General features: G+C 68.3%; 1 protein-coding gene. It reads right to left on the bottom strand.

Going from position 1 to position 1,749, the window contains the following annotated elements; genetic code table 11:
- Positions 1 to 309 precede the first annotated feature (309 nt).
- A complete protein-coding gene (locus tag VGR06_RS40285) occupies positions 310 to 1,359 on the bottom strand; it encodes an integrase core domain-containing protein (RefSeq protein ID WP_327564512.1) in 1,050 nt (349 codons plus the stop codon).
- Between the last annotated feature and the right edge of the window lie 390 nt (positions 1,360 to 1,749).

Below are 1,749 nucleotides of genomic sequence, written 5' to 3'. Positions count from 1 at the left end.
CAGCAACGTTCTCGATGCGCTAACCGTTGCGCCGAACGCGCAGGTTCCTCCAGGCCCGGTCCTGCTGCTCGACGACACCGCGCGCTCGACGTGGACGATCACCGTGGCCGGGGCGCTCCTGCGCGAGGCCGGCTCGGGCCGGGTACTCCCCTTTGTTCTGCATCGCCAGCCGTAACCTCCGGTGGGCACGGTCAAGATCCACCCGAACGCACGGTGACCCCCGCGCTCGGGTGTGGCGCCCTGTGGGGCTCCGAAACCCGGATTCGCTCGGTGAGCTGCGCATTTGCCCGGGGAACGGAGAGGAACTCGTCACACGGCTTGTTCGTACTCGTTGATCAGGCCGCCGAGGATCTGGCGCCGCCGGATGGTGCCGCCGGACAGGGCGGTTGGGGTGTGTGTCGGGTGAGGAGGGCGCTGTTGAAGGCTGCGGTGCGGCCTGTGCCCGTTGTAGTGCGCGGCGTATGCATCGAGCACGGCGCGTAAATGGCGTTCGCCCACGATCAAGAGCCGGTCGGTGCGCTCGCGGCGGGCGCTGCCGACCCGGCGTTCCGCGATCGCGTTCGCCTGGGGTGCCTGCGGTGGGGTCTTGAGGATCTGTATGCCGGCTGCGGTGACGACAGCGTCGAAGGCGCCGCTGAACTTCGTGTCCCGGTCACGAATGAGGAACCGGAACCCGTCGATCCGCATGCCGAGGTCCATGAGCAGGTTGCGCGCCTGCTGGGTGACCCAGCCTCCGGTCGGGTGCCGGGTGACTCCGAGCACGTGCACGCGGCGGGTGGCGATCTCCACCACGAAGAACACATAGATCCGCTGCAGGAACACCGTGTCGACGGCGAAGAGGTCACACGCCAGGATGCTCGTCGCTTGGGCGTGCAGGAACTCCCGCCAGGTGGCGCCGGCTCGCCGCGGTGCCGGGTCGAGACCGGCGCGGTGCAGAATCCGCCACACGGTGGACGCGCCGAGCTGGTGGCCCAGCCCGACCAGCTCGCCGTGGATGCGTCGGTGGCCCCAGGTCGGATTCTCGCGGGCCAGGCGCAGCACCAACTTGCGAACCTCACGCCGCACCGACGGCCGTCCAGGCGTCCGCTGCGGATAGGTCCACCTCTTAGTAAGGAGATCACGGTGCCAGCGTAGGAGAGTATTCGGCGTGACGAAGAAGGCAGCCCAGCGGGGACGCGGCAGGACCCGGGACAGGGCCGCCAGCAGGATCCGGTCCGCCGGTTCTAGGGCGGGACGGTGGACCTGACGGCGTAGCACCGCCAGCTGGTGGCGCAGCACGAGCAGCTCGATGTCCTTGGCGGCATCCGCGCGGACCCGAAGGACCATCAACTCGACCGCACGGCGGGTCAGCGTGTACATCAACGATCAGACCATGACTGGCCAGTGTCGCCGTCGGCTCCGTCGTGGGGGTAGAACCGCAGCTCAACCACCGTGTCGCGGTAATGGAGCCCCACACCCGCGAACAGGCCGCAGCCCCGCACCTGCAACGCCCCAGGTCAGGCCGCCGACAGCGTTCTCGGCACCCACAGGTCATGAAGTTGTGCCGCCAAGATCAACCTCAATTTGCCGCCACTGCGAGCGCGATGGCGTGGCCGGATCGGCCAAGGTGTCTCCGGGTCGCGGAGATCCCGGTGGCTGATGCCTAATCCTTATCTGTGCCGTCGCCCGGTCGGCGTTCGCCTGGACACTCCTTGGGCTGGGCTGCTGAATGAGCTCACGACGAGGCTGGCTTGGGCGGCGCAACGTCGC

The organism is Actinophytocola sp. (assembly GCF_036002505.1).
In the GTDB taxonomy this organism is placed as follows: Bacteria; Actinomycetota; Actinomycetes; order Mycobacteriales; family Pseudonocardiaceae; genus DASYTH01.
The sequence above is the reverse complement of the archived record's forward strand: the minus strand, read 5'-3'. Positions and strand labels throughout refer to the sequence as shown.